Source organism: Flavobacterium sp. UW10123 (assembly GCF_040538975.1).
Taxonomy (GTDB): Bacteria; Bacteroidota; Bacteroidia; order Flavobacteriales; family Flavobacteriaceae; genus Flavobacterium.
This window is the reverse complement of the sequence record NZ_JBEWQE010000003.1, coordinates 153,576-178,755: the sequence shown is the minus strand read 5'-3', so window position 1 is coordinate 178,755 and position 25,180 is coordinate 153,576. Positions and strand designations below refer to the sequence as shown.

26 protein-coding genes and 1 tRNA gene are annotated in these 25,180 nt (G+C 32.2%); 16 read left to right on the top strand and 11 right to left on the bottom strand.

Annotated elements, in window-relative coordinates; all coding sequences use genetic code 11:
- Positions 1–15: 15 nt before the first annotated feature.
- Positions 16–183 (bottom strand): hypothetical protein, encoded by a 168-nt coding sequence (locus ABXT06_RS05155; RefSeq protein ID WP_354589777.1) that lies wholly within the window; start codon positions 181–183, stop codon positions 16–18.
- Positions 184–317: 134 nt separating this feature from the next.
- Positions 318–2,045, bottom strand: coding sequence for a helix-turn-helix domain-containing protein (locus ABXT06_RS05150; protein WP_354589776.1), 1,728 nt, complete (start codon positions 2,043–2,045; stop codon positions 318–320).
- Between the two features lie 382 nt (positions 2,046–2,427).
- Between ABXT06_RS05150 and ABXT06_RS05145 the strand changes: the two genes are divergently transcribed.
- The 11 genes from ABXT06_RS05145 (at position 2,428) to ABXT06_RS05095 (ending at position 12,809) form a co-directional block, all read left to right on the top strand.
- Complete coding sequence (locus ABXT06_RS05145) at positions 2,428–2,556, top strand: hypothetical protein (protein ID WP_354589775.1); 129 nt, start codon at positions 2,428–2,430, stop codon at positions 2,554–2,556.
- Between the two features lie 63 nt (positions 2,557–2,619).
- The gene (gwsG, locus tag ABXT06_RS05140) at positions 2,620–3,588 is read left to right on the top strand and encodes a grasp-with-spasm system ATP-grasp peptide maturase (RefSeq protein ID WP_354589774.1); all 969 of its coding nucleotides are present in this window, start codon (positions 2,620–2,622) and stop codon (positions 3,586–3,588) included.
- On the top strand, positions 3,581–3,781 hold the full coding sequence (locus tag ABXT06_RS05135; protein WP_354589773.1) for a hypothetical protein: 201 nt from the start codon (positions 3,581–3,583) through the stop codon (positions 3,779–3,781). The genes gwsG (ABXT06_RS05140) and ABXT06_RS05135 overlap by 8 nt, the downstream gene beginning before the upstream one ends.
- On the top strand, positions 3,771–4,781 hold the full coding sequence (gene gwsS, locus ABXT06_RS05130) for a grasp-with-spasm system SPASM domain peptide maturase (RefSeq protein WP_354589772.1): 1,011 nt from the start codon (positions 3,771–3,773) through the stop codon (positions 4,779–4,781). The genes ABXT06_RS05135 and gwsS (ABXT06_RS05130) overlap by 11 nt, the downstream gene beginning before the upstream one ends.
- The gene (locus tag ABXT06_RS05125) at positions 4,750–6,402 is read left to right on the top strand and encodes a hypothetical protein (RefSeq protein ID WP_354589771.1); all 1,653 of its coding nucleotides are present in this window, start codon (positions 4,750–4,752) and stop codon (positions 6,400–6,402) included. The genes gwsS (ABXT06_RS05130) and ABXT06_RS05125 overlap by 32 nt, the downstream gene beginning before the upstream one ends.
- Before the next feature lie 80 nt (positions 6,403–6,482).
- Positions 6,483–7,442: a grasp-with-spasm system ATP-grasp peptide maturase gene (gwsG, locus tag ABXT06_RS05120; RefSeq protein WP_354589770.1), complete on the top strand. Its 960-nt coding sequence runs from the start codon at positions 6,483–6,485 to the stop codon at positions 7,440–7,442.
- Positions 7,432–7,632, top strand: a complete 201-nt coding sequence (locus tag ABXT06_RS05115; protein ID WP_354589769.1) for a hypothetical protein — start codon at positions 7,432–7,434, stop codon at positions 7,630–7,632. Before gwsG (ABXT06_RS05120) ends, ABXT06_RS05115 begins: the two co-directional genes overlap by 11 nt.
- The gene (gene gwsS / locus ABXT06_RS05110; protein ID WP_354589768.1) at positions 7,622–8,671 is read left to right on the top strand and encodes a grasp-with-spasm system SPASM domain peptide maturase; all 1,050 of its coding nucleotides are present in this window, start codon (positions 7,622–7,624) and stop codon (positions 8,669–8,671) included. Before ABXT06_RS05115 ends, gwsS (ABXT06_RS05110) begins: the two co-directional genes overlap by 11 nt.
- Before the next feature lie 113 nt (positions 8,672–8,784).
- Positions 8,785–10,977, top strand: a complete 2,193-nt coding sequence (locus tag ABXT06_RS05105) for a peptidase domain-containing ABC transporter (RefSeq protein WP_354589891.1) — start codon at positions 8,785–8,787, stop codon at positions 10,975–10,977.
- Positions 10,978–10,979: 2 nt separating this feature from the next.
- Positions 10,980–12,275, top strand: a complete 1,296-nt coding sequence (locus ABXT06_RS05100) for an HlyD family secretion protein (protein ID WP_354589767.1) — start codon at positions 10,980–10,982, stop codon at positions 12,273–12,275.
- A 396-nt stretch (positions 12,276–12,671) separates the two neighbouring features.
- A complete protein-coding gene (locus ABXT06_RS05095) occupies positions 12,672–12,809 on the top strand; it encodes a hypothetical protein (protein WP_354589766.1) in 138 nt (45 codons plus the stop codon).
- Positions 12,810–13,047: 238 nt separating this feature from the next.
- Here ABXT06_RS05095 and arsB read toward each other — a convergent pair whose 3' ends face one another.
- From arsB to ABXT06_RS05070, 5 genes are read right to left on the bottom strand one after another with little or no spacing between them, the layout of a single operon-like run.
- Positions 13,048–14,127 carry an ACR3 family arsenite efflux transporter gene (arsB, locus tag ABXT06_RS05090; RefSeq protein WP_354589765.1) on the bottom strand — a complete coding sequence of 360 codons (1,080 nt, stop codon included), beginning with the start codon at positions 14,125–14,127 and terminating at the stop codon, positions 13,048–13,050.
- A 1-nt stretch (position 14,128) separates the two neighbouring features.
- Positions 14,129–14,743 (bottom strand): arsenate-mycothiol transferase ArsC, encoded by a 615-nt coding sequence (locus ABXT06_RS05085; protein WP_354589764.1) that lies wholly within the window; start codon positions 14,741–14,743, stop codon positions 14,129–14,131.
- A 42-nt stretch (positions 14,744–14,785) separates the two neighbouring features.
- Positions 14,786–15,259, bottom strand: coding sequence for a DUF6428 family protein (locus tag ABXT06_RS05080; RefSeq protein WP_354589763.1), 474 nt, complete (start codon positions 15,257–15,259; stop codon positions 14,786–14,788).
- A 33-nt stretch (positions 15,260–15,292) separates the two neighbouring features.
- On the bottom strand, positions 15,293–15,778 hold the full coding sequence (locus ABXT06_RS05075; protein WP_354589762.1) for a GNAT family N-acetyltransferase: 486 nt from the start codon (positions 15,776–15,778) through the stop codon (positions 15,293–15,295).
- A gap of 10 nt (positions 15,779–15,788) precedes the next feature.
- Positions 15,789–16,121, bottom strand: coding sequence for an ArsR/SmtB family transcription factor (locus ABXT06_RS05070; protein ID WP_354589761.1), 333 nt, complete (start codon positions 16,119–16,121; stop codon positions 15,789–15,791).
- A 773-nt stretch (positions 16,122–16,894) separates the two neighbouring features.
- Between ABXT06_RS05070 and ABXT06_RS05065 the strand changes: the two genes are divergently transcribed.
- The 4 genes from ABXT06_RS05065 to ABXT06_RS05050 all read left to right on the top strand — a co-directional run bounded on the left by ABXT06_RS05065 (position 16,895) and on the right by ABXT06_RS05050 (position 22,087).
- A complete protein-coding gene (locus tag ABXT06_RS05065) occupies positions 16,895–18,427 on the top strand; it encodes a DUF1254 domain-containing protein (RefSeq protein ID WP_354589760.1) in 1,533 nt (510 codons plus the stop codon).
- 92 nt (positions 18,428–18,519) lie between these two features.
- On the top strand, positions 18,520–20,076 hold the full coding sequence (locus ABXT06_RS05060) for a DUF1254 domain-containing protein (protein WP_354589759.1): 1,557 nt from the start codon (positions 18,520–18,522) through the stop codon (positions 20,074–20,076).
- A gap of 15 nt (positions 20,077–20,091) precedes the next feature.
- A complete protein-coding gene (locus ABXT06_RS05055; RefSeq protein ID WP_354589758.1) occupies positions 20,092–21,267 on the top strand; it encodes a DUF1254 domain-containing protein in 1,176 nt (391 codons plus the stop codon).
- A gap of 10 nt (positions 21,268–21,277) precedes the next feature.
- The gene (locus tag ABXT06_RS05050) at positions 21,278–22,087 is read left to right on the top strand and encodes a transporter family protein (protein ID WP_354589757.1); all 810 of its coding nucleotides are present in this window, start codon (positions 21,278–21,280) and stop codon (positions 22,085–22,087) included.
- A 340-nt stretch (positions 22,088–22,427) separates the two neighbouring features.
- Here ABXT06_RS05050 and ABXT06_RS05045 read toward each other — a convergent pair.
- Positions 22,428–22,501 (bottom strand) — tRNA-Arg (locus ABXT06_RS05045).
- 115 nt (positions 22,502–22,616) lie between these two features.
- Between ABXT06_RS05045 and ABXT06_RS05040 the strand changes: the two genes are divergently transcribed.
- Positions 22,617–23,129: an adenine phosphoribosyltransferase gene (locus ABXT06_RS05040; RefSeq protein ID WP_354589756.1), complete on the top strand. Its 513-nt coding sequence runs from the start codon at positions 22,617–22,619 to the stop codon at positions 23,127–23,129.
- Between the two features lies 1 nt (position 23,130).
- On the opposite strand, the gene ABXT06_RS05035 is transcribed toward ABXT06_RS05040, so the two are convergent.
- The 3 genes from ABXT06_RS05035 to ABXT06_RS05025 are packed head-to-tail and all read right to left on the bottom strand — an operon-like array spanning position 23,131 to position 25,173.
- Positions 23,131–23,781 (bottom strand): response regulator transcription factor, encoded by a 651-nt coding sequence (locus ABXT06_RS05035; RefSeq protein WP_354589755.1) that lies wholly within the window; start codon positions 23,779–23,781, stop codon positions 23,131–23,133.
- Entirely contained in the window at positions 23,771–24,553 is a 783-nt protein-coding gene (locus ABXT06_RS05030; protein ID WP_354589754.1) for a sensor histidine kinase, read from the bottom strand. Before ABXT06_RS05030 ends, ABXT06_RS05035 begins: the two co-directional genes overlap by 11 nt.
- Entirely contained in the window at positions 24,526–25,173 is a 648-nt protein-coding gene (locus tag ABXT06_RS05025; protein ID WP_354589753.1) for a hypothetical protein, read from the bottom strand. Before ABXT06_RS05025 ends, ABXT06_RS05030 begins: the two co-directional genes overlap by 28 nt.
- Between the last annotated feature and the right edge of the window lie 7 nt (positions 25,174–25,180).

Below are 25,180 nucleotides of genomic sequence, written 5' to 3'. Positions count from 1 at the left end.
TTGCTTTTTTTTGAATCATCCAGCAGCACAATCGCGAGATGATCCGCCCTTTGTATTATTTGTGTCTACTGGATCATCATCTACAGAACCTCCCCTGATAACCATTAAATTTTTAAGTTTGGCTACTTCAAATTTTTCTAAATCAAATTTTTTAGTTTCTTTTTCTTTGTGTTTTGTTTTCATTTTTTTAATTATTTTTTAATAGGATTGCAAATATAAAAGGGCATCTAACTAAAATGGATAAAAAAAGAAATTTAACATAACGGAATTCAGGAATTTCGAGTTTTTTGCTACAAAATAGGTTGTATGTGAGTTCTTTAAGATTGTGTTTCAGCGTCGAGCTCTTTGATGAAATAAGAAGGTTTGATGCCTGTTTTTTTATTAAAAACGGTAGAAAATGATTCAGCATTATTAAAGCCAAATTCCAAAGCTAGGGCATGAATGGTGTATTTCCTTAATTTGCTATTTTTTTTCAATTGAGAAATTGCATAATCTATTCTTAAATCATTTATGTATTGAATAAATGTTTTTCCTTTGTAGAGATTTACTATTTTAGATACATATTTACTATTGGTCTCAAAAGTATTGGATAGCATCTGAATGGTTAGGTTTGATTCAAGATATTTTTTCTCTTTTTCAAATCGATTTAGTTTTTCCAATATTTGATGTACCAACTCTGCAGCTATACCAATTTCTATAGTTTTGTCTATTTCAGTTACTGTTTCTTTTGACGTTTCACTAAGAATTTTATTTTCATTTTTTTCTGTTGATTCACTTATTATTGCCTCGAATCGAAGGCGATATTTCTTTTGGAGTTTGTATTGATAAATTCCTAAGACAGCAATAATTAGAGCCGTTAAGAGTGTTATACAAAGTCCCCATATAAATATTGTCTGTTGATTGCCCATAGATTTTATTAGACTTTCCTTTTCAGATATTAAATGTGGAGTGTCGTAATCCTTAATTACGATTTTATTTAATTCCTTGTAGTTTTTTTGCAAAGTACTGTCAATAAGCATATAAGTGGTAATATACTTTAATTGGTTTTCTTTATCGCCCAAGGCTTTATAATAAGAAATTAGATAAGGATATCCATCAGTAAACTCATTAGTTATTTCATTAGTTTTTCTATACATAGAATCTACTTTAATAAAACTCTTTACTGCTTCTGATTTTTGAGCCAGACCTTCATAGGCCTTTCCTTGATAATAATAAGCGGCTAAAACATTTCCTGTATTATTATAATCAATCATTTTTGGTATCGCCAGTTTAATACTGTCTAATGCTGCTTTATAGTTCCTTTTTAAAATGCAGTTTGCTCCTTCATTTAAAACAAAAAGATATTTATACTCCTCATTTTTTGTTGTTTGAGATTCTTTATAACCTAATTTATTATAAAATGAAGTAGAATCTGTGTTTTTTAATGATTTATAACAGTCAGCAAGTCCAAAAAGTATGCTTTGATAGTTTTTTGAATATTTAGAGCTTTTTACATCTTTATTGTTATAATATTTTAAGCATTCTTTGAAAATAGTCAAAGCTTCATTATAGTCTCCTAAATCCTCAGACTTAGTTATTCCTATATATTCTCGTACAACGTAATAATAGTCTATGTTAGTCTCAAATGCTACTTTTTCGGCAAGATTATAGTTTTTCATAGCCTCCTTAAACTTATATTTTTTTTTAAGAAAATCTGCTTTTTCGCAGTATGCCGCAGCAGGAAAAAAAGGATCTTTAGTATGCTGAGAATATTTTATTACACTATCTAAATACATAATAGCTTTATTGACATTTGTTTTATAGTATATAAGTGCCAAATGATAATTTGCTTTTGCTTTTCTAATGGATATGTTCTCTTTGTTAGCTTTTTCCAAATAGGCATTGGCATATTTTAGTTGCAATTCGGGATCTTTTGAATTATCAAAGTAAAGATTATGCAACTCCTCATAAGAAAGCTTCAACAATTTCTTTTCTGCAGGTTGTGCAAATGAAAATGATTGTAAGAACAGTAAGAACAGTAAAAAAAGATTTTTGCGGGGACTCATATATTTAGATTTGCGCTAAAATTAATTGATTGGGTTAAATTAACGGAACTTTAGCAGTTAAAATTGTATAATTTACATTCCCTTTTTATTTGTTTGGATATCATTGCCTTATGTGTGAGTTTAAAAGAGATTCCTGAATTGCGGGTCGAAATTCCTGAATCACGATAGACAACATTTGTGAGCTCTAAGGTGTTCGTCTAAATTTGACCTCAGGAAAACGAAAAGATTTTGCATTTAGACGTCGCTGTAGAAAATTTGATTTTTCCTAATTAAAATTGGCCAATTTCTCGGGATTGATTTTAGCTTTCAGTAACCCATTCAAAAACTAAGTAGCAGGAATTTTTAAAATTCATTAGAATTATTAACCATTAAATGTAAAATCATGAAAAAATTACAAGACTTCGAGTGTGAGAAAGTAGAAATTAAGACTGTTTATGGCGGATATGTTGAACCAGGTCCAACTATCATTTATCAAGGAACTGAAGTTTGTGAAGTTAGAACAGATAACTAAACTCACTTAAAACTTAAAGTCCAGTATTTATCAAATACTGGACTTTTTTAAACTCTTTATATTATGATTCTGATATTAAGTACTCCGACGGACTATGACACAAATGGGGTTATTGACTGGTTAGTATATAATAAAATGCCATTTTTTAGATTAAATGATGAAGATTTGATGCAAGGTAGAGCACGCTTTTATCATAATCCCGAAGATCTGTCACAAACTTATTTTGAACATTTTAATCAAAAAATATTTCTTAATGATATTACTGTTGTATGGTATAGGAAATTTGGTTTTTTAATTGATTACGAAAAAAAAATAGGTGTAAATAATGATCTTCTGGATTATATATACACAGAGTTTAAAAATATCTACAATCTGATTATGAAATTATTGGAAGGAAAAAAAACATTATGTGAAAAGCCTTCTGTTTTTTCAAAAATTGACATTTTAAATAAGGCCTCTCAAATAGGACTTAAGGTTCCTAAAAGTTTAATAACTACTGAGAAATCACGTTTAATAGAGTTTTACAGTCAGAATAATAGTTTCATTATTACAAAATCTATTGGTGAGGCTAAGCATTTAAAGTATAAGAATAGTGAGTTTACCCTTGCTACACACATGATAAAAAATGTTGAAATGCTGCCTTGTAATTTTTCTCCATCTCTATTTCAGCAATATATAGATAAAGAAATTGAAATCAGGGTTTTTTATTTGGATAAGAAATGTTATTCAATGGCGATTTTTTCTCAAAATAATGAAAATACTAAATTGGATTTTAGAAATTATGACAATAAACATCCAAATCGCTTTGTGCCTTATAAGTTACCTGAAATTATAGAGGATAAAATAGTTTGTTTTATGGAGTCGATTGGTTTAAATACAGGTTCCTTAGACATAATTAAAGCTAAAGCTGATGGACAATATTATTTCTTGGAAGTTAATCCTTTTGGGCAGTTTGGTATGACAAGTAAACCTTGTAATTATAACCTACACAAAAAAGTGGCAGAATTTTTAATTAAAATGAGGTATGATTAAAATAAGAAATATAATACAGACCGAAGAAGAAGTGCCTTTAGCTATTATAATAGAATGTGTTGAAGGGGTGTATTGCGAATCAGAAGAAAAAGGGACAGTTTTAAGAAACTATCAAGTCGAATCGGAATTTTATCAAACCTCTAAAATGAGCTGTAAAATATCGCCAAAACCATTGTATAAAAATGAGAAATAAGCAGTTTAATTTATTTCAATGCTGTAAACCAGTTAAGGGAATAAAAAAAGGAATTATTGTTGATCTCCAAAGAAAAATTATTCACAAAGTTCCCAATCAAATACTGGATATACTAGAAGAATACTCACAGAAGAACATTTATGATTTGTTTGCTGATTTCAACGCCAGTAAGGACATACTGAAGTCCTACATAAGATATTTTATTGATAATGAACTGGTAATCTTATCGGATAACATAAGTGAGTATCCTGCTTTGAGTGAGGATTTTTTAAGCCCTACAGTCCTTGAGAGTCTCAGCATTGAAATTGAAAATTGGACCCATTATTTAGATGATTTTTTTAAAATTAAAGTAAATCAGCTGGGCTTAGATGCCATAAAAATTATTATTAAAAACACTGATATTGAGTGTTTGGCTAATGTAATAGGTAGTTTAGAAACTTCCAAAGTAAAAGCAGTTGTCCTTTATATTGAGTACAGTAGTGATAATATGCTTAAGATAGAGCCTCTTATATTGGATAATCCAAGAATTTTAAACGTGGTGTTTTATAATGTTACACAGCAAATTAACCAAGATGTTTTGAATGAAAAATTTAGTTTTGACAAAGCAGCTACAGTTCAAGAAATATTATATAGAAATACCATTCAAGATCAGAACAGTTTTGTCCTTGATGTTAATTTGTATCATGAGGCGTTAAAACATAATTTAATGTTTAATAGAACTTTATATATTGATTCTTCAGGAAACATTAAATTGCATGGAGAAGATTTGAAAATTTATGGTAATATTCAAAAACAGGAAATTACGGAAATAATAGAACACGTTGATTTTAAGTTATTTTGGAGCATTGGTAAAGATCAGACCCAAGTCTGCAAAAATTGTGAATTTCGTTATATCTGTCCAGATAACAGAATTCCTTATAAAGAGAGCCCACAAGAATTTGAATATAAATTTAAAACAAAATGTAACTATGACCCTTATCAAGGTAAATGGAATTACTAATTGGACTAAATTTCTTTTTTTTATTAATTGTGTGCTACTTTTCTCCGGATGTAGAAGCATAAAACAAGAAGTAATTAATCATAACTATTTTCAAGGAGTAAAAAATAAAGGAGATATATTCTATAACGATTCTATTGATATTTCCATTGATTTTTCTAAAAACACTATTTATGAAGATCTGACTAAGATCAGAATAAGTAAACTTAAAAGTGAATTGACTGGCATTAGAGATGTATGCCTTGATAATTTAATAGTTGCCTCCAAAACGAATGAAGTTAAGTCTTACTATTTTTTTGAAAAAGTACAATTTCCTTCAGACACTTTATTGCATGAAAGAATAATACGAGAAGATAAAGAGAAGGGAATTTCTATAGGCGAAAAGCAGAAGGGAACAAAAAAAATAATCTGTGTTACAAAATCTTTTATTAGCAGAGACAGCGTATCTATAATGAATAGCGAAAACCTAAAAAAAGTTTATCTGGATTCCAGCAATTTAAAGAATATCACGACTTTACATATCTTTAATTATTATGTAAATGGAAATAGAAATTTTCTTCAAGGAAGAGATAAGTTAAAAAAGGCCCCAATTAAAGACCCTAAAAAAAATATGTGGAAAGATGTCTTTATCATGACTTTTAATTCATTTATGTCGAACAATAGCGAATATAAAGAATTGATTCGTGATCATGAGAGCAAAAAAGATCATTTTGAGAAAACGTTACAAAATGGACTATCATTAGAAGGGGTTAAAAAGGACGATTCTGTTTTTGCATACATTTCTGAATTGGCAAAAAACAATCAGGTCATAATGCTTAATGAAGATCATTTTTATCCAAAACATAGATTATTTGCAATGCAGCTTTTAGATGTCTTGAAGCAAAATGGATTTACTTATATCTCAATAGAAGCCTTTACAGAAACTCCTAATGAAATTGTAGTTCCGAATTCTAAAAATGGCCTTTATACAAAGGAACCTTATTTTGGACATTTTATAAGAAAGGCTAATAAGATGGGATTCAATATTGTAGGCCATGAAAGCTATGACAATAATATAGATAGAGAAATTGGTCAGGCGCGCAATATATTGAAGATATTAGAAAAGGATCCAAAAGCAAAAATATTTGTCTATGCAGGTCATGGTCATATTGAAGAAGGTGGGAAAAGACGCCTTATGGCAAGCTATTTTAAAGAATTTTCTAAAATAAATCCTATTACAATTAACCAAGAAAAAATAGTAGATAAAACAAAGGAGAGTCTTGTTTTAATTCCAAGATCTGTATTTGAGAAGGATACTCTAATGCATTCTAGTGCAGATTATTTTCTAATAAATAATCAGGAAGCTAAATTGACTAATGTTTATCCAGATAAAACTTTTAAAACTGTTTTTTTGAGAAACAGCGAGTTTCTTAATTATAAGAAAGAAGAACTGCTATTAGAGGTTTATAGTGGAGAGGAGTATGAAAAAACTAAAAGTGCGTCTTTATTAGTGCCAATAGCTGCATTACTGATAAAACCAAAAGGAAGTAGAGTTGAATTTAGTTTGCCAGTAGGAAAATATTATATTGAAGTAAAATCTATTGATAATCATGTATTTAAGTTTGATGGTTTTAAGGTTAAATAATGCCTAGCTAAGAAAATCGGTTTCAGAATCTTTTCCCAAATATAAATAGTTTTTACTATGACACTCTTTTTTTATTAATTATGATATTAATTTTAAGCAGACCCAACGATTATGATACTCATTTAGTAATAGAATGGCTCCATCATTATAAAACACCTTTTTTTAGACTAAATGATGAGGAGTTAATGAGTGGTGAAACTAGCATAAAATACTACAATGGTGATGTAATATTAAAAAATCAGATAGAAATTAATCTTAATCAAATAAAGGTCGTCTGGTTCAGAAAATTTGGTTTTTTGTCTGATCTGGAAGATCAGTTAGGGAAAAACAGTGATTTAATGAATTACATTTCAAAGGAATTCAAAAGTCTTAGCACTTATCTGATTGATAAGTTGGCTGATAAAACATGGTTATTTGATAAAAAGCTAAATGTTTCCAAAATTGAAATGTTGGATAAGGCAAAAATGGCTAATATCAAATTCCCTGATACGCTAATTTGCAGTAAGAAAAGTGATTTAAAAGATTTTTTTATAAAAAATAATAAGTCATTAATCACAAAATCTATTGGAGATGGAAACTACATTAAACATGAAGACGACTGTTTTAAGTTTCAAACGCATAAAATAGAAAGTATTGATCATTTTGAGGATCAATTCAGCCCTTCTTTTTTTCAAGCATACATTGAAAAAGAAATAGAAATCAGAACTTTTTATTTAGGAGGTTGTTGCTATTCAATGGCTATTTTTTCTCAACAAAATGAAAAGACGAAGTTAGATTTCAGAAATTATGATCTTGAAAAGCCAAATCGTTATGTACCCTATAAATTGCCTGATGCACTTGAATCAAATATAAAAAAGTTTATGGATTCAATTAATTTGAATACAGGATCATTAGATATCTTAAAATCATCAGCAGATTCAGAATATTATTTTTTAGAAGTGAATCCCTGCGGGCAATTTGGAATGACGAGTGATCCCTGCAATTATAATTTACATGAAAAAGTCGCTCAATTCTTAAAAACCGCTATTTATGAAAATTAAAAATTTAATAAAAATTGATAAAAAAATTAATTTGCCTATTATCGCAGATTGCGCTGAGGGCTTTAAGTATAGTAAACTAGCTGTGAAAACTAACTATGTAAGTTCCTCTTTTTTTCAAACAAACAAATTGGTATGTTTTTCTGTTAATAAACCATTATACCTGGCATCCTATTCTAAAAATGATAAATAAGAAATTTCAATTATTTCAATGTTGTATTCCAGTAAAAGGAATCAAGAGAGGTTCTGTAATCGATTTGCAGAGAAGATTAGTTTTTACTTTGCCAAATCAGATTATTGACTATGTTAGTGAGTATAGTGGTAAAAGCATTTATAATCTTTTTTATGATTTTAAAGCGAATAAAACGATTTTAAAAAAATACATTCGCTTTTTTTATGACAGTGAATTATTTATACTATCAGAGAATCTAGATGGTTTCAGTCCATTAGAAACTGTTTACAAAAGACCTCTTTTAGTTGATATAATTAGTATGGAAATAGAAGATATTAAAATATACAATCAGTCTTTTTTTCAAAATGAATTAGATTATTTAGGTATACGGTCTTTAAAACTTATTTTTAAAAAAAATGCACTAGACAATATTGATAAGATCCTAAAATGGCTGGAAAATTCCAAAATACAATCAATTGTATTGTTTATGGAATATGAAAACAACATAGAAGAAAAATTAAATATTTTAAGAGCTGAACACGCAAGGTTAATGCAGGTTGTTTTTTATAATTGTAGTAAGAATTATGGTGCAGTTTATTCTCAGGAATCTTTCTATTTCTATGATATTTTACCACTTGATAAGATTTTTTATAAAGGAGTTCAAAAAATTGATGATTTTTTTATCAATATAAATAGCTATCTAGAAGCATTACACTATAATCTGAATTTTAATAGAACAATTTATATTGATCAGTATGGTAATGTAAAAAGGCACATTCTAGATGATAAGATGTTTGGCAATATTGGAGATAAAAAAATGGATGCTATTATTTTAGAGAACGAATCTATTTCCGAATTTTGGAAAATTTCAAAAGACAGGATTGCCGTATGCAAAGATTGTGAGTTTAGATACATCTGCACTGACGGGAGAGTCCCTGTTAAACTTGCATCTGAAGACTTTTTTTATACTCATTTGACAAAATGTAGTTATGATCCCTATAAGAACATTTGGAATGAATATGAAAACCTCAAAGAACCAGATATTCAGCTTATAACTTGATTCAAGAGCCCTAAAATAACAAAAGATGTTCTTTATCTTTTTTGATTATTAAGAGTTTAACTTGAAACGGAGAATAATAAAACTAAATTAAATGATTCTATTGTTGTTAAATGATTAGAAAATTCACCCATTACAAACAAGCCGATTACAAAGATTGTGGACCAACATGTTTAAAAATAATAGCAAAACATTATGGAAAAACAATCCATATACAACAGTTGAGAGATCGTAGCGAGACAACTCGCGAAGGAAGTAATTTGTTTTTTTTGAGCGATGCAGCCGAGAAAATAGGTTTTAGGACATTAGGTGTTAAATTAAGTGTAGATAGATTAGAAGAAGCACCATTACCATGTATTTTACATTGGAATAACGTACATTATGTAGTGATTTATAAAATTAAAAAAAATACCTACTATATATCCGATCCCGCTTTTGGATTGATAGAATACAATAAAGAGGATTTTATTAAATTTTGGATTGGAAATAATGCTAACGAATCAACAAAGGAAGGCATTGCATTATTAATTGAAGCTACTCCAAAATTCTTTCAGACTGATTTTGATAAAGAAGACGACAAAGGCTTGGGATTTGGACTTTTAGCTGGTTACGTCTTAAGATACAAATCATTTTTGATACAATTAAGCATAGGATTATTGGCCAGTAGTTTGTTACAGCTTATTTTTCCATTTTTAACCCAAAGTATTGTAGATGTTGGAATTCAAAATCAAAACATACATTTTGTATATTTAATTCTTTTTGCACAATTATTTCTTTTTGCAGGAAAAACTGGTTTAGAACTCATTCGCAGTTGGATATTACTTCATCTTTCTACCCGAATAAACATTTCGCTTATTTCAGATTTCTTTATAAAACTGATGAGTCTGCCCATTTCATTTTTTGATGTGCGAATGACAGGCGATATTATGCAGAGAATAAATGATCATCGCAGGATAGAGAAAATTCTAACCACATCATCACTTAATGTTCTGTTTTCGATTATAAATATGTTTGTTATGGGAGCTGTTTTAGCATACTATAACCTTCAGATATTTTTTGTGTTTTTTGCAGGAAGTCTTCTTTATTTTGGATGGATTACCTTATTCTTAAAAAGGCGAGAAGCCTTAGATTACAAACGTTTTGCTGAAATCTCTAATGAGCAAAGCAAGGTAATGGAACTTATAAACGGAATGCAGGAAATTAAACTCCATAACGCCGAAAAACAAAAACGCTGGGGGTGGGAATATGTGCAAGCAAGACTTTTTAGAGTTTCTATAAAAGGATTGGTTTTAGAACAGAGCCAAACCATCGGATCATCAGTAATAAACGAATTAAAAAATATACTCATTATTTTTCTTTCGGCTAAATTAGTTATAGACGGTTCGATTACATTAGGTATGATGCTGGCAATAAGCTCAATAGTTGGAAGTTTAAACGGACCAATAACGCAACTTATAGAATTTGTAAGAGAATTACAAGATGCTAAAATATCATTAGCAAGATTGTCAGAAATTCATCAAAAAGAAGATGAAACACAACAAGAAATACACCAGACAAACGAGATTCCTTACAACGCAGATCTAAATATAAAAAATCTTTCCTACCGTTATTTAGGATCTGATGTTCCTGTGTTAGACGATTTAAGCTTAGTAGTTCCGGCCAATAAAGTTACTGCAATAGTTGGTGTAAGCGGAAGCGGTAAAACCACGTTAATGAAATTATTGCTTAAATTTTATGAACCAAACGAAGGTGAAATTATTGTTGGAAATACAGCATTAAGAAATGTTTCGCAAAAAGCATGGCGCTCCAATATTGGAGCTGTAATGCAGGAAGGCTTTATTTTTAGCGACACGATTGCAAATAATATTGCTATCGGAGTTGATAAAATTGACAAAGAGCGACTAGTTTATGCTGCAGATGTTGCCAATATTAAAGAATATATTAGTGAATTACCACTTGGTTATAATACAAAAATTGGGGCTGAAGGAGTAGGAATGAGTACAGGCCAGAAACAGAGGTTATTAATTGCCAGGGCAGTTTATAAAAATCCTGAAATCTTGTTTTTTGACGAAGCAACCTCTGCATTAGATGCAAATAATGAAAAAGAAATCATGCGAAAATTAGATGTTTTCTTTAAAGATAAAACCGTTGTTGTTATCGCACATCGATTAAGTACTGTAATGAACGCAGATCAGATTGTAGTTTTAAGCAAAGGAAAAATCATAGAAATAGGAAGCCACTCTGCTCTAGTGGAACAAAAAGGAAATTATTTTGAATTGGTTCGAAATCAATTACAATTAGGAAATTAATCATGACTCAAGAGGATATTACATTCGAATTAAGAAGCGAAGAAGTTCAGGACATTCTTACCAAAGTACCACATTGGATGATTCGATGGGGCACAGTATTGATATTTGCCATAATTCTTATATTGTTTTTTATTTCCTGGTTTGTAAAATATCCAGACGTTGTCAACACCGAAATTGTAATTACGACCAATATTCCGCCAGAAAAAATAGTTTCAAAATCATCAGGTCGAATAGAGGCAATATTAGTTAGAGACAAAGCAATAATAGCAAAGAATGCAACACTGGCAATTATAGAAAATACAGCCAATTACAAAGACGTTTTTTTATTGAAAAATATCGTTGATGCTTATGATATCAATGCTTTGAAAAAAGATTTTCCGTTTGCAACCTTAAAAAATACGCAATTGGGGGAAATTGAGAGTGCTTATGCCATTTTCCAAAAGGATTATCAGACACAGGAACTAAATAAAGAACTCAAACCTTTTGCAGTAGAAAATAGTGCGAAGGTTTCAGAAAATATTCAAATCAAGGAAAGGTTGAATATTTTGCAGCAACAAAAAACAATAAACGAGAGTGAATTACAACTTCAAAAAAATGAGATGACTCGTTTTGAAACATTGTTCAATAAAGGAATTATTTCTGCTCAGGAAATAGAAGCTAAAAAGTTAAGTTATCTTCAGGCGCAAAAAAATTATAAGGGTTTATTGACTTCGATTTCTCAATTGAAATCTTCTTTGATAGATAATACCAAATCGGCAAAGAATTCTCAAATAAACGGTACCAAAGAAGAAGTTAACTTAGGACGCAACATGGCACAATCATTTTATCAACTAAAAAAAGCAATAAAAGATTGGGAACTTGCATATACATTAAAATCTTCTGTAAGCGGTGTAGTAACATTTCTTCAGGTTTGGACAGAAAATCAAACGATTAATGTCGGAGATAATGTTTTCTCAATTATTCCCGAGACTAGAAACGGATTTGTTGGAAAAGTAAAAGCACCCGCACTAAATTCAGGGAAAATAAAAGTAGGTCAGAAAGTACATATCAGGCTAGCTAATTTTCCAGACAGAGAATTTGGTGTTTTAAAAGGTAAAATTAAAAACATCTCTTTAGTGCCAGATAAAGACGGAAATCTACTTCTTGATGTTGCATTGCCAAATGGTTTAGAAACTTCTTATAAAAAGAAAATTGTTTTTCAGCAAGAAATGAAAGGAAGCGCCGAAATTGTAACCGAAGATTTGCGTTTAATAGAAAGAATCCTCTATCAATTCAAGAATATTTTTGAGCAGGTATAAAATATATAGGCTTTTGTATACTATTCTCTGTTTAATAGAATATGAACCCTCTATTTATCAGTAAATATTTTTAAAAATAAAAACAGATAAATTGTATCTTATTGATTTTCAATATATTGTTTTTATTGAAAAAGAATTCCTGAATTAAAAGTCGGAATTCCAGAATTTCCAGATGTAACATTTGGGAAATGTATCTTGTTTAATATAGTTTTGGTTTATGAAAATAAGATAATTTTTACAGTAAGACGTCACTGTAAAAATCTGATTATTTCTTAAATAGGTATTGGCCAATTACCGGGGATTGATTAAGCAGTAAAGTAACCCATTAAAAAACTAAGCTTATTTAGAATTGCAAAAATTCAATTAAAAGAACATTAACTATTAAATTTAAAAATCATGAAAGAATTAGAAGATTTCCAAATAGAGAAAACGGAAGTAAAATCAATTTATGGAGGATATGTTGCTGAACCAACCTATACTATCTCTAGAGATGGCAATGGCAATGAAGTTGGTTATAGTGACAGCCAGGATTAATAAATAAATGGAGGCTACATTTCCTCATCATGGGAAATTAGCCTCCTTTTAATTATTTTGTATTTTGCAATACATAAGATGCATCGTCAGTATCATTTATATGTGCCTTTATATATCCGCCAAGAATGATATAAAACTGATTGTGAATAGTATTTATTTCCAAATTTCTGATCGCTGACTGCAGCAAAATTCCGCAAAAATAATTTAAAGCTTTCCATTCTTATGAATTTTTAAAAACTTACAAACTGTCAGGGCGATTTGAATAGAACTTTTTTCTAAACCAAAATGCAAGATTTACCAAGGCTATAAGAGCAGGCACTTCTACCAGAGGACCTATAACACCTGCGAAGGCTTGTCCGCTGTTTATTCCAAAGACGCCGATTGCCACGGCAATGGCAAGTTCAAAATTATTCCCTGTTGCTGTAAATGCTATAGAGGTTGCCTTTGAGTAGTCTGCCCCAAAATATTTGCCGATAAAGAAACTGATGATAAACATCAAAGTAAAGTAAATCACAAGCGGTATTGCAATACGCACAACGTCCATAGGGATCTGAACAATAAGTTCCCCTTTCAGGCTGAACATTACAATGATTGTAAAGAGCAATGAAATAAGAGTAATAGGTGAGATGAATGGCACGTACTTATTCTCAAACCATTCAGAACCTTTTAAAGCTATCAAAGCATAACGGCTTATAATTCCAAGAGCAAAAGGAATTCCTAGATAGATGCCGACACTCTCGGCAATCTGAGCAATGCTGATATTAACTTCAAAGCCGTCATATCCAAAATAGGGAGGGAGGATGGTTATAAAAATGTAAGCGTATACACTGTAAAGCAGCACTTGAAAAATGCTGTTAAGGGCAATAAGACCTGCCGCATATTCACGGTTTCCGTCTGCCAGATCGTTCCATACCACAACCATTGCGATACATCTTGCCAGACCGATCAGGATTACCCCGATCATGTATTCAGGATATCCGTTCAAAAACAGCAATGCCAATAAAAACATCAAGACAGGGCCTACAATCCAGTTCAGGAATAAAGAAGCACCTAAGACTTTGGTATTTTTGAAAACCTGTCCCATCTGCTCATATTTTACTTTTGCCAGTGGCGGATACATCATGAGGATAAGACCTATTGCTAATGGAATATTTGTCGTTCCGCTGGAGAAAGAATTGATGAAATCTCCGCTTGAAGGAATAAAATAACCTATTGCCACTCCTATAGCCATGGCAAGGAAAATCCACAGGGTCAAGAACCGGTCAAGGAAGCCTAGTTTTTTGCGTCCGACGGCTGGCGCACAGTTATTTGGTGACATTTTATTTTTTTATTTGCGAGAATACGTAAAACATTTCAGTTCCTATCTGCAGGCTGCGCTCCAGATAAGTTTCCTTCTGCTGAGGCGTTCCGTCAGAAATTTTTGGATCTTCAAAAGTGATCGGGATTCTTTTCTCCGCACCTGCTATAAAAGGGCATCCGCCATCCGCTTGAGAGCAGGTCATTATTGCGGCGAATCCGCTTTCAGGATTGAAATCATCATCATAGGTTTTGGAAAAACCGATGACAGGTGGTTCATCAGCTGAATATTTTATGGAATAAACAGGGTTTGATCCCTCTGAAAGAGTTTTGATGTTGAATCCTGAATCCTTCAAAGTCTCCGCAGCCATCGGGAAAAGTGCAGTAGCCTCAGTTCCTCCTGAATAGCATGAAACATTTTTTACATCATAAAAGGCAGCCGCTGTCTGCGCCCATACCTGCGACAGATGGCTTCTTCTAGAATTGTGCGTGCAGATTAGGTTTAATCGAGTTTCCAGCTTACTGTCCACTTTAGTCTGAATGAAGTCGATTAATGGCTGTAAAACTGTTTTGCGATCTTCAGAAATCTGCTTAAAATCAAATGATTTAACGGTATTCTCAATTTGCGGATATAACATAGTTTTTTGGCTGTAAAGGTTTATTAATTATCTGTTTAATGATTAGCAACATCCTCCACCTGGAGTGCATGAATTAGCATTGTCAGTATTTAGCTGAGATAATTTTACTTTAGGTTTGTCAGATGGAATACCGCACTGTTCCTGAGCAAGGCAGGCTGTTTGTTTATTGAGTAGAGTGAAGTTTTTGCCATTAAAATCTAAATCATATTTACCGATTGTAGTATTCTGGTATTCTACTTCAATTTCATAATCTTCAATTCCCAGTACTTTTTCTGAAAGCTCAATGATGTGGATTAGTTTTTGAGGTTTAAGCCTGTGCTCGTAGTCGTTGGCATCCCAAAGCTGGAAATTTACAACCGTTTCTTTTCTTACTGTTCCTCCGCAGTCGATGAAGTTTTTGGTAACCAGACCTACTTCAGTTACATGAAAATATTCCGGTACAAATGTTCCGTTTGGCAATTCAAAATTTACAGCCTCAACTGTTTTAAGCACTTCTTTAATTTCTGAAAGTTTCATAATTTTTTATATTTAGTTAAACTATATTTTTTATTAATTAATAAGACTGCTTCTTCTTTCAAGAAGTGCAGTATCTCTCCAGATGCCATTTTGTTTTCCGATTTTTTCCCTTGTTCCAAGTATTCTGAATCCTGCTTTTTCATGAATGCGGAGGCTTGCCGTGTTCTCAGGAAAGATTCCTGCCTGAAGCGTCCAGATTCCTTCTGCTTCGCTCAGACGGACAAGTTCATTTAAAAGGATAAGTCCGATTCCCTTTCCTGAATGTGCAGGATCTACATATACGCTTACTTCTGCAACTCCAGCGTAGACACAGCGGGAAGAAACAGGGGTAAGGGCAGCCCATCCAATTACTTTGTTATTTTCTTCCATCACAATTCGGCAAGATGTAAGATGAGACTGATCCCAGTCTTCCCATGACGGGGCGCTGGTTTGGAATGTGGCGTTGCCAGTATCAATTCCTTTTTGATAGATTGATTTTACTTGATTCCAGTCTTCGACTAAAAGTTTTCTGATTTCCATACTTCTTAGATTAACAGCATTCGTTTTTCTTTTTTGCCAAATGATCAGATATGTGCTCAAAAAAGCCTTTTATCTTTTCAAGACCAGGCTCATTGATACAGTAGCAGATAGAATTTCCTTCGATGCTTCCTTTAATCAAACCTGCATTTTTCAATTCTTTCAAATGCTGTGAAACCGTAGGCTGTGAAAGGGGAAGTTCGTTTACAATATCCCCGCAGATACAGGTATCTACTTTTAATAAATATTCCATAATAGCAATACGCGCAGGATGGCCTAGTGCTTTGGCTAAAACAGCAAGCTCATTCTGGCTTTCTGTAAAGTGATCTGTTTTTGTTGCTCCCATCGTCTTATTTTTATATTGCAATATTACGATATAAAATTTAATAGACAATGATTTTATGTATTTGTTTTTAAGTTTTAGGTTTTTTTTAGAATTAATTTTATTTGAAGAGTCTCTTAAGATATTGTTAAAGCACTATTTCGATCTCTCTATTTATTTGATATGTGGTGGTTTGAGTCCTGAATAGCTAACTTGACAGGATTTGCAAATCAGCTATTTTTTTGAAGCTAGTTAAATAGCTATCAAAAAGCAAAAAAAACGCTAAAACCAAAGTTTTAACGTTTTTTAATAAGTGACGTTGAGTTCACAATTCACAAATCATTTCATGAATGATTTGAAGAAATTGGCTTATTTTCAATTGAATTTGTAAGATAATTATTTTAATTTTTTATAACGAAGCGGTTTGTATGTATCGTAAGGGTTAAATGTTAAAAAGCATTAAGACTGAATTTTTGATATTTATTAAAAGAAAAATTTAATCAATATTCATAATTGCTAAAAAAGAAATTATAGTCAATATTGATTTAAAGTTAAAGAATAATTTTAATATTATTCTTGTCAAAATTTGTTGACTAAAATTGATTGAGGATGAATGTAATTATAAAATTGACTTTTTAATTATTGCTTCTTTGCACGTAATTTGGAGTAACTATATATTTTGATGTTGCAGATTATAATATGCAACCACTTTTCTTGAGTTTGTAAAACATGGAGTTGTAAATTTATTCTTCAACATAAACTGTAAGTATAAAACGATAATTTAATCAAATCGTATCATGAAAAAGAAATCATTACAAATAGCCGTTTTATTTTTATTAGCAATAGGAATAGTAGCTTCTTGCAAAAAAAAATCCGAAGAGGAAACAGTTAAAACAGAAGAAGCAACACCGGTTGCAGGGACTTTAGAAATAAAAAATACAGAATCAGGTAGTGACTTTTCTCTTGTGCTTCCAAAAAGGGAGAAAATGAGTCCTGAATACGCACAAAAACTAGGAGAGTTTGCATACGTATGGGGATGGCCATTGGTAAATATGCTAAATCGAAGAACAGCAATAACACAAGCACCTAAACCAGCCTATTTAAATGGCGTTTTGCCAGTATCTCCTCAAGGTCAATTAGCTATGCTTAATGATTATATTACGCCAGACGAAACGTTTGTTACCTGTCCCAATCAGGACGTTGTTTATGGGCTTGGATTTTTCGATTTAGATTCACAGCCAGTAGTTATTCAGGTTCCAGATTTTGGAGATCGATTCTGGGTATATGCCATGTACGATCATAGAACAAATCAATTTGGACAATTGGGTAAACCTTACGGCACTAAACCAGGATTTTATTTGTTAACCGGCCCAAATTGGAAAGGTGAAACACCAAAAGGAATTACTGATATTGTCAAATGCCCAACGACATTGGCTAATATTATACCAAGAGTATTTCAAAATGACAATAAAGAAGACAAGCAAGCCATTCAGTCTGCCATCAATCAGATTGTTGCTTATCCTTTTACTGAGTTCGACGGTAAAATAAAAACCGTAGTATATAAAAACTTGCCTTCTTTAAAAGGACCAGCTTCTGATGGTAAAGAAACAAAATGGGTCGTTCCTGAAAAGTTTTTTGATGAAAACGAATTGGGTAAAGTACTGGAAATTTTGCCTCCGCTTAAAGGTGAGGAAGAATTATATGTACAGCTGAAAGAATTAATTGCAGCAGCCAAATCAGATCCTGCAATAAAAGAAGTCCTGATCAAAACAGCCCAAAAAACAGAAGAAAATACGATACACAGTTTCTTTCTTTGGAAAAATAACGGAGTAGCAGCAGGAAATGGATGGAATCGTTCCTATTATAGTGCAGACTGGGAAGGTTCAGGAAGTTATGATTACTATAACAGAGCAGCAACTGCCAAATCAAACATGTTTGATAACAGACCAAACGAAACACAATATTACTATACAGATTCGGCTTCAGATAAATCGCAGTTAGATGGCAAGAATAATTACACGGTAACTTTTGCAAAAGGGGAAGAGCCTCCAGTACAAGGATTTTGGTCACTGACTTTGTACAATGAACATCATTTATTCTCTAAAAACAAAATAAACCGATATTCATTGGGAACAAAAAATAAAGGTCTTAAAAAGAATGCAGATGGGTCTTTGACCATTTACGTAAGCGCTGTGTCTCCTGGAGCTGATAAAGAAAGTAATTGGCTTCCATCGCCTAATGGCACTTTTTCTTTATATATCCGAGCGTATTGGGGCAAAGAAGGGATTACCAAAGGTACATGGACGCCACCAGTTATTACAAAAGTATAACTTCTTAAGTTTTTTCAATATTTGATTAAGGATTACGAATGCTTTAAAATGAGTTGTTTAAGAATAAAGAACTAATAGTTAAAACGTAAATCATGAAAAACAAAATTGTAATTGCAGTAATATCCATAGCACTACTTGTAGCCTGCAAACAAAATAAAACAACAGAAACGCAAACAGTTTCATCAGATGGAAGTTCAAAATTTGATGATTTGGCCAATATGGCTTTTGAAGAAAATCGGCCAACAGACGAACAAGCCAAAACACTGGCAGATGAATTATTATTTCAACGAGCTTGCCAAACTTATCTTTGGGCTTTGCCTTTAATTAATACGCTTAGTATGAAAGAAGGCTCTGAAAAAACCTTTGGTGCGGGTTATAATGTTTTGCCTATCTGGAAAAAAAGATTGGATGCCAATACACTAGTAACAACACCAAATTCAGATGTTATTTATGCAATGAGTTATGTTGATCTGGGTAAAGATGGACCAATAGTTTTTGAAGCACCACCTATGTTGCAGGGAATTTTATTAGATTTTTGGCAGCGCCCAATTCCTGTAGATGGTGGTAAATATTTTGGAGACCTTGGTTTTTTTGGTCCTGATGCCGGGAAAGGAGGTAAATTTTTGATATTGCCTCCAAACTACAAAGGTAAAGTACCAAGCGGTTATTTTGTTTATCGTTCAGGAACAAATAATGTATTTATTTTTCTTCGTGCATTTTATCAGGATCCTTCAAACTTGGCTCCAGCTGTTTCCTTAATGGAAAATTCTAAAGTATATCCGCTGGGTAAAGAAGCTTCAGCGCTGCCAATGAAATATCCGGATGCTTCAGGTGTCGCTGCAGACATGCTGCCAGCAAGGAATTTTAGTGCTTTCGAACAATTGAAACGTCTGGTTGATACTGAAGAACCGGAAAATATTGGAAGTCCTGACTGGCTTGGTATGTTGGCATCAATTGGTATTGTTAAAGGTAAACCTTTCAACCCAGATGCTCATACAAAAGATATATTAGATAAAGCAGCAAAAGCTGCCTACAAAATGAGTCGAGTAATTGGTTTTAAACAGGAGGTAAGCGGACGCTCTTTTATCGTATATCCAAATCATCAATGGGTAAATCCTTTGGCTGGAGCAACTCCTGATAATATTGGAGGTCCTTTTGCAGATTTAGGATGGAAACGAAAAGATGGTGGTTTCACAGATATTGATCTTCGTACTTGGTTTTTTACTGATTATTATTCTATTAGTCCGGGAATGATTTCTCAAACTCCGGGAAAAGGAGCCAAATATGTAATTGCTTTCAGAGATAAAGAAGGTAAATATCTTGATCCTTCAGCAACATATAAAGTATCACTTCCTGCCAATGTACCGGCTGCTAATTTTTGGTCACTTACTTTGTATGAATCTGAAAATGCTTCCGGTTATGCTAACGGGCAACCGTTCCCATCTCTGGGTTCAAGAGATAAACCTGTTCAAAATGCTGATGGTTCAACGGATTTATATATAGGCCCAAAAGCTCCTGACGGGAAAACTGCAAACTGGTTGAAAACCATTCCGGGAAAAGGCTACTTCGCTATATTACGTTTATACGGACCTACAGAAAAAGCTATAGATAATTCCTGGATTCCAAGTGATTTTGAGAAGATAAATTAAATTTAAAATAATCTTATGAAAAAAATATTATTATGTACAGCGCTTGCATTGAGCATCAGTTTATCTTCCTGCAAGAAAAATGAGCCAAAACAAGATGAATCAAAAGACCAAATAGAAACCGATACAACGACTGCTGTCGTAGAGAAAAAAGTAGATACAGGAGTTGACAAAAATGGAGAAGCCTCAGCGGTAAATCCAGCATTTACTGATAAAGGCGGCGAGATTGTAACCTGGGATAATATTGTCAGAGCCGAAACTATTAAATACATGGCTGCGGAGCAAATAGAAAACGGAATAAATAAATTTCGTCATGAGCGCAATGGAATTGATTTGAAAAATCAAACCGTTATTCGTTCTAACTTTGATTTAATTTATTCTTATGCCGTTTACGATGTTTCTGGAGGATTAAAAATTACAGTACCTCCTTATGATCTGTACCAGATTGTGCAGGTTTTAGATGAGAATTCTGTAACCGTTGGAGTTTGCTATCCGGGACAGACGCTTAATATTGCTGCAAAAGATCTTAGTTACGGAACACACGCTTATTTGTTCATGCGTACTCAGCCAAAAAGTTATGATGAGAAAGGCATGGAAGAAATGCGCAAACGTCAAGATATTGTTACTGTTGAAGCTGGCTCAGCTAAACCGTTTGTACCTGAAGTAAAGTACGATGTTGCTTCTTTTAATAAATTAAGAGCTGAAATTATTAAAAGGGCGGTACATGAAGCCGTAATCGAAAAAGGTTTTATTGATAATATTAAGAATATTTCTAAGCCACAATATCAGATGATTAATTTGGCTGGTTGGGCAGGTTTACCAGCCAAACATGCTTACTATTTTGTTGTACTTCCGGGTGATGAAGGTTCGAAAAATGGAGAACATAGTTCTGTTACTTTTAAAAAACCAGATTTGCAGTATGCCAAAGCAGGTTATTGGTCGCTGACAATTTATGATGAAAAAGGTTGGGTAGTTACAGATCCGTTTCATCTCAACAGCAATTTGGTAAAACTTAATAAAGATGGTTCCATTACATTAAACTTTAACGGGGGAGCTGATGCAATCAATAATATCAAAGTCCCTAAAAATTGGAACGGTTTATTTAGATGTTACTTACCAACATCAGTACCATCCATAATAGCATATAAAGAAGATTTTACAAAGAATCATAAGGTTTTGAGTGTAAAACATTAAACATTATTTTATGAATGCTAAACAGGGTATCTTAGGTATTTTATTTTGTTGTATTTCACTTTCGGTTTTTGGTCAAACTGATGAACCCGAGAAAACCTCTATAGAAGAAATGAGCAAAAAAAGACAAGATCCCGTAAGCGGTTTACGAAGTGTTTTTCTTCAGGAAGTTTTGCTGCCCGTTGCAGATGGCACAGCAAGTTCTTTTTCGATACAGCCTGTTTATCCTTTTAAACTAGGAAGCAATCTAAAATTGATTACATATACTATTATTCCTTTTCAATCTGTACCGCCACTTACTCCCGGCGGTACACATGAAGGGGGAATGGGAAATATATTGTTCAACGGCTATTTTTCGAGTATTCAAAAAAAAGGAAAATTCAGTTGGGGTGTTGGGCCTGCAATGCAGATACCAACGCGAACAAATGCAGCTTTAGGAAGTAATCAATTAAGTATTGGACCAACTGCTTTATTGTATTTAGCCGGAGATAAATTTTCAGGCGGAATTGTAGCTCAAAATTATTGGTCGCTAGGAGGAGATGAAGTAAACAAAGTAAACTCCGGAAGCATTCAATACATTGCTTACTATAATTTTTCTAAAGGATGGTTTATTGAAAGTAATGCTACTGTCGAAGTCAATTGGTTGGCATCAAATGAAAATAAATGGTTGGTTCCCATTGGGGGAGGCCCAGGAAAAACATTTCAAATAGGAACAAAAAGTAAACTTTTTTATTCTGCGGGTGCTCAAGCTTTCTATAATATAGTTCGACCTGACTTGATTGGAAATTGGCAGGCAATCCTTCAGTTTCAGGTCATTTTTTAATTCCACAAAAAATAAATTTCTTTAGATTATACTATTAATTTCTGATTTAATGGTATTGATCTTTAGTTCATCATTAAAGATTTTTAAAGCTTTTTGAGGTGTGTTTTTTCCTTTGTATTTTTCTTGTTCGACTTCCATAATCTTAAATTATTGTTAATATAAAGATAACTGGAATCTTTTTAGGCTAATGTTTACGGTATTCTGTGAGTGGTTTGTATTCTGTAGAGTTAACTGTACAGGATTTAAAAACCATCCATATTTATAGGTTATAGTAGGTTAAATTGTATAAAAAAGGCATAAAAAAAACGCTAAAACCGATGTTTTAACGTTTTTTTAAGAGTGACCTCGACTGGATTCAAACCAGTAACCTTCTGAGCCGTAATCAGATGCGCTATTCAGTTGCGCCACGAGGCCTTTTTTGTTATCAATTAGCTAATTTTTTGTAGCTTTGTTGATTGCTTATTGCGGGTGCAAAGATAGACATAAAAGTGACATATACAAGCGAAAAATAACAGAAAATTAAAAAAAAATGATGATTGAAAATTATATACGTGATATTCAGGGTTTTCCAAAAGAAGGAATTTTGTTTAAAGATATCACACCTTTGCTAATTACCCCTGAAGCCCGAACAAATTGCTTAAGAATTTTGGTAAACTCTTTAGAAAACCAAAAAATAGATAAGGTTGTCGGTGCAGAATCACGCGGTTTTTTCTTCGGAATGTTATTGGCTCAAGAATTAAACGCTGGATTTGTTCCAGTAAGGAAACCAAAAAAGCTTCCCTTTGATACAATTTCAGCTTCTTATGAGTTAGAATATGGAACTGATAGCTTAGAAATGCACATAGATGCCATTAAAAAAGGAGATCGTGTTTTGATTCATGATGATGTATTGGCTACTGGAGGAACTGCAAAAGCAGTTTGCGAATTGGTAGAGAAATTAGGAGGCGAAATTGTACAATGTAACTTCTTAATGGAACTGACTTTCCTTAACGGAAGAGAAAAAATAAAGGAATACCCTGTTTTTGCGGCACTAACCTATTAGACTAAACAAAAACAATTTTATGCTTTATGGCATAAAGCACTAGTCCGATTCGAGTTTTTATTTCCAGTTTGTCAAAAAGCGATTCTCTGTAACCGTCAATGGTTTTGGGGCTTAAACACATTTCTGATGCGATTTCTTTATATGTCATTTCAGTGCAGGCATGTTTAATAAAAACAATCTCTTTTTCTTTTAGACATATCTTTTTGTTATCGCTGTTCACTTTATTAATCAACATTCCAGAAACAAGTTCAGTAAAATAAAAACCCTTTTCGATGACGCATTCAATAGCTTCTTTAAAAATCTCAGGAGAAGTATCTTTCAGCAGATAACCTTTTGCTCCGTTTGTAATCATCTTAATGATGATTTCTTCGTCGTCATTTACAGACAAAGCAATTACTTTTATATCAGATCTGTTGTCTTTGAGCCATTGCATGGTACTTAATCCGTCAAGAACAGGCATATTGACATCCAATAAAATAAGATCGATTTCAGTAGAATTATTTTCTTCCAGATAATCTATAAAAACTTTTCCGTTTTCAAAACGTTCTATAACTTCATAATCGCCAAAACTTTTAATCAGCAGTTCAAGAGACTGAGAAAAAAGCAAATGATCGTCAACAATTATTATTTTTCTTTTAGAGTTAGTCTTCATGGCTTTGGGTTAAAGGATATTCGATGGTTACACTGGTTCCGGTGCTGTCTGAATTTAGAATTAATTCAGCGCCAATAAGTTTGGCTCTTAATTTCATATTATTTAATCCGATTCCTGAATTTGACTTTTCGAGGTCATATCCAATTCCGAAGTCTTTTAGTTTCAATATAAAAAGAGAATCAGTGGTTTCGATATGTACGTCAAACAAATCGCTTCTGGAATGTTTTAAACTGTTGTGAAGCGCTTCTTGGAAAATTCTATAAATAATGAGTTCGTGCTCTTTATTTATTGTTGGAACTATTCCAATTTGGTTAAAATTAAATTTAATCTTTTTGAGTTTTTTAATCCTTTCTAAATCTTGCTGAATAGCTTCTAGAAAGTTGTTTTGAAGAAGATTGTCTTTGTTTATAATTCTCGAAAGAATTCTTAGTTCATCTAAAGATTTTGCTAGAAGTGTTTTTAAATCTTTAAGTTCATTCATTTGAACATCCTTGCTGCTAATACAGATATTAAGCTGCATAATAGCAACAGAAATAATTTGTCCAATATTGTCATGCAGTTCCTTACTGATTTCAGATAAAGTCTGGTCTTTTATTTCAATCCTTGTTTTGACCAATTCGGACTGGAAATACAAATCGGCTTCCATTTTTTCTACTAAAAATTTATTTTTCTTTTTTAGAAAATAGAAGAAAATAACAAGCAAAATAACGATCAAGGTAAAGAAAACAATACCCAAGGAAATAACTAATAATTGTATTTCTTTTCGCTCCATATAAATCCAATTATAAAACAGCTATGCGCCAGAAAATTTAGAATAAACACGACCAAACTAAAAACAGAATCGTCTTGTTTGATTAGGAACCAATTGATAGCTAGCATAAAAGGTGTAAAAGGAACATGAAAAACGAGTATGCCGAGTATATACCAGAAAAACACAGATTTCTTAAAATTCAGTATTTTTTCCGAATTAAAAATTTCAACCAAATACAGGCAAGATAATATTAAAACTAATAATACACCAATTGCAAAACTATAGGTATAAGAACGGTTTATGTCTTCTTTGAAATATAAAATATTTAAAAAAAAGGAAACAATAAACAGAATTAAAAAAAGAACAGCCGAAATTCTGTGATCTTTTTTAGTAAGTAGGGCTCTTAAAAGTAAAATATAGGCAGAGAGGCTGGCAAACATGTAGAAATTATAAACGTGAAAATTCAGCAAACCCGTCCATTGGGTAAAATAATAGCCTACAATTTCGATAACAATAGAAAACCAGATTAAAAGTACTAAAAATTTAGCTTTATTGCTAGGAAGTTTTGGCAGTGCAAACAAACCAATCGTTCCTGACAATAAAGCCATATAAATGATATAAGATCTTAAAAATTCGAACATAGTTTTT

Bases quoted from the DNA above. Each gene is read 5' to 3' on its own strand.
- ABXT06_RS05155 (WP_354589777.1), bottom strand. From the start codon at position 183: ATGAAAACAAAACACAAAGAAAAAGAAACTAAAAAATTTGATTTAGAA.
- ABXT06_RS05150 (WP_354589776.1), bottom strand. From the start codon at position 2,045: ATGAGTCCCCGCAAAAATCTTTTTTTACTGTTCTTACTGTTCTTACAA.
- ABXT06_RS05145 (WP_354589775.1), top strand. From the start codon at position 2,428: ATGAAAAAATTACAAGACTTCGAGTGTGAGAAAGTAGAAATTAAGACT.
- gwsG (WP_354589774.1), top strand. From the start codon at position 2,620: ATGATTCTGATATTAAGTACTCCGACGGACTATGACACAAATGGGGTT.
- ABXT06_RS05135 (WP_354589773.1), top strand. From the start codon at position 3,581: ATGATTAAAATAAGAAATATAATACAGACCGAAGAAGAAGTGCCTTTA.
- gwsS (WP_354589772.1), top strand. From the start codon at position 3,771: ATGAGAAATAAGCAGTTTAATTTATTTCAATGCTGTAAACCAGTTAAG.
- ABXT06_RS05125 (WP_354589771.1), top strand. From the start codon at position 4,750: ATGACCCTTATCAAGGTAAATGGAATTACTAATTGGACTAAATTTCTT.
- gwsG (WP_354589770.1), top strand. From the start codon at position 6,483: ATGATATTAATTTTAAGCAGACCCAACGATTATGATACTCATTTAGTA.
- ABXT06_RS05115 (WP_354589769.1), top strand. From the start codon at position 7,432: ATGAAAATTAAAAATTTAATAAAAATTGATAAAAAAATTAATTTGCCT.
- gwsS (WP_354589768.1), top strand. From the start codon at position 7,622: ATGATAAATAAGAAATTTCAATTATTTCAATGTTGTATTCCAGTAAAA.
- ABXT06_RS05100 (WP_354589767.1), top strand. From the start codon at position 10,980: ATGACTCAAGAGGATATTACATTCGAATTAAGAAGCGAAGAAGTTCAG.
- ABXT06_RS05095 (WP_354589766.1), top strand. From the start codon at position 12,672: ATGAAAGAATTAGAAGATTTCCAAATAGAGAAAACGGAAGTAAAATCA.
- arsB (WP_354589765.1), bottom strand. From the start codon at position 14,127: ATGTCACCAAATAACTGTGCGCCAGCCGTCGGACGCAAAAAACTAGGC.
- ABXT06_RS05085 (WP_354589764.1), bottom strand. From the start codon at position 14,743: ATGTTATATCCGCAAATTGAGAATACCGTTAAATCATTTGATTTTAAG.
- ABXT06_RS05080 (WP_354589763.1), bottom strand. From the start codon at position 15,259: ATGAAACTTTCAGAAATTAAAGAAGTGCTTAAAACAGTTGAGGCTGTA.
- ABXT06_RS05075 (WP_354589762.1), bottom strand. From the start codon at position 15,778: ATGGAAATCAGAAAACTTTTAGTCGAAGACTGGAATCAAGTAAAATCA.
- ABXT06_RS05070 (WP_354589761.1), bottom strand. From the start codon at position 16,121: ATGGGAGCAACAAAAACAGATCACTTTACAGAAAGCCAGAATGAGCTT.
- ABXT06_RS05065 (WP_354589760.1), top strand. From the start codon at position 16,895: ATGAAAAAGAAATCATTACAAATAGCCGTTTTATTTTTATTAGCAATA.
- ABXT06_RS05060 (WP_354589759.1), top strand. From the start codon at position 18,520: ATGAAAAACAAAATTGTAATTGCAGTAATATCCATAGCACTACTTGTA.
- ABXT06_RS05055 (WP_354589758.1), top strand. From the start codon at position 20,092: ATGAAAAAAATATTATTATGTACAGCGCTTGCATTGAGCATCAGTTTA.
- ABXT06_RS05050 (WP_354589757.1), top strand. From the start codon at position 21,278: ATGAATGCTAAACAGGGTATCTTAGGTATTTTATTTTGTTGTATTTCA.
- ABXT06_RS05040 (WP_354589756.1), top strand. From the start codon at position 22,617: ATGATGATTGAAAATTATATACGTGATATTCAGGGTTTTCCAAAAGAA.
- ABXT06_RS05035 (WP_354589755.1), bottom strand. From the start codon at position 23,781: ATGAAGACTAACTCTAAAAGAAAAATAATAATTGTTGACGATCATTTG.
- ABXT06_RS05030 (WP_354589754.1), bottom strand. From the start codon at position 24,553: ATGGAGCGAAAAGAAATACAATTATTAGTTATTTCCTTGGGTATTGTT.
- ABXT06_RS05025 (WP_354589753.1), bottom strand. From the start codon at position 25,173: ATGTTCGAATTTTTAAGATCTTATATCATTTATATGGCTTTATTGTCA.